At 74.5% G+C, this 1,391-nt stretch carries 3 protein-coding genes; all 3 read left to right on the plus strand.

The features are described 5' to 3' along the window. The coding region (locus GRC12_RS44445; protein ID WP_244374711.1) for a type II secretion system F family protein at positions 1–645 on the plus strand (645 nt) is incomplete at its 5' end. 105 nt (positions 646–750) lie between these two features. Then, positions 751–960, plus strand: a complete 210-nt coding sequence (locus GRC12_RS44450; RefSeq protein ID WP_208786097.1) for a DUF4244 domain-containing protein — start codon at positions 751–753, stop codon at positions 958–960. Continuing rightward, positions 947–1,318 carry a TadE family type IV pilus minor pilin gene (locus tag GRC12_RS44455; protein ID WP_208786098.1) on the plus strand — a complete coding sequence of 124 codons (372 nt, stop codon included), beginning with the start codon at positions 947–949 and terminating at the stop codon, positions 1,316–1,318. Before GRC12_RS44450 ends, GRC12_RS44455 begins: the two co-directional genes overlap by 14 nt. The last annotated feature ends 73 nt before the right edge of the window (positions 1,319–1,391 follow it).

The raw sequence follows: 1,391 nt of genomic DNA on the forward strand, positions 1-1,391 counted from the left end.
GTGGGCGGGCCTCGGTTCGAGGTCGGTGAGGTCGCACGGAGGTGGGCGCCGGTAGCCGCGGTGGTGGTCGCCGGGTGGGTGCTGGTCGGCGGAGTGGCCGGATTCGCGGTCGGGTCGGTCGCAGGAGCCGGGCTGTGGGGGTGGCGCCGTCGGCAGGGTGCGGTCGCTGTCGCGGAGGCGGTCGACGCGGCCAAGGCGGTCGGGCAACTGCCGCTCGCCTCCGATCTGTTGGCGGCCTGCATCGCGGCGGGGGCCGCTCCGGTGGTCGCGGCGCAGGCGGTGGGCGAGGCCCTGGGCGGAGTGGTCGGTGACGCGTTGGCGCGGGGCGCGGCCGAGGTACGGCTCGGGGGTGAACCGGCGGAGGCGTGGCGGAGGTTGGGCGCTCTGCCGGGTGCGCAGCCCCTGGCGCGGCTCCTGGAACGGGCCGACGTGTCCGGTCTCCCGGCCGCCGCACCGGTGGCCCGGCTGGCGACCGAGGCCCGCGCCGACTGGGCCCGCGCCGCGACCGAACGAGCCAGACGCGCGGCCGTCATGGTCACCGTGCCGGTGGGGCTGTGCTTTCTGCCCGCGTTCATCGCGGTCGGCGTACTGCCCGTGGTGATCGGGCTCGCGGGCGGAGTGCTGGGGGGAGGAGGTGGTGGCTGACGGCGGGACAGCAAGCAGGTAGCAGCAAGCAGCAGTTGAGCAAGCAGTCGAGCTAGCAGTCGTGCAAGTAATCGAGCAACAGGAACGAACCTCACGGGGGTTGAGATGTGCAAGGCGGTACGGGCGCGGCTGCGCGCCCTGGTGTGCAGGGTGCGCGCGGCGCGGAGGGACGCGGGAATGGTGACCTCCGAATACGCGATGGGGATCGTGGCCGCGGTGGCGTTCGCGGTGGTCCTCTACAAGGTGGTGACGAGCGGGGCGGTCAGCGCGGAGCTGCAGGCCATCGTGAAGCGGGCGCTCGATGCCCGGACGTGAACGGCGGGACGCGGACCGAGGGTTCGTGACGGCGGAGTCGGCCGTGGTGCTGCCCGTGCTGGTGATGTTCGTGACGGCGCTGGTGTGGGGGCTGCTCGTGGTGGCCGCGCAGATCCAGTGTGTGGACGCGGCGCGCATCGGGGCACGGGCGGCCGCCCGTCAGGACCCGGCCGGCGCGGTCGTCGAGGTGGTTCGTGAAGCCGCCCCGCGCGACGCGTCGGTCACGGTCAGCCGGGAAGGCGACCAGGTCCGCGTCACCGTCGTGGCGAAGCCACCGGCGCTGCACGGGCTGCCCTTCGAGGTTCGCGAGGAGGCTGTGGCGTCGCCGGAGGAGATGGTGGGGGTGAGGGGACCGTGACCGGCGCGTTCGCTCGACGCCGGCGGGGCGCGGCGGCGGTGCGGGAGCGGGGGCACGGGCCGACGGTTGACCC

This window comes from Streptomyces griseorubiginosus (assembly GCF_017614965.1).
Classification (GTDB): Bacteria; Actinomycetota; Actinomycetes; order Streptomycetales; family Streptomycetaceae; genus Streptomyces; species Streptomyces griseorubiginosus_B.

Excerpts from the sequence above, each read along its gene's own strand:
- GRC12_RS44455 (WP_208786098.1), top strand. The coding sequence starts at position 947 with ATGCCCGGACGTGAACGGCGGGACGCGGACCGAGGGTTCGTGACGGCG.
- GRC12_RS44450 (WP_208786097.1), top strand. The coding sequence starts at position 751 with ATGTGCAAGGCGGTACGGGCGCGGCTGCGCGCCCTGGTGTGCAGGGTG.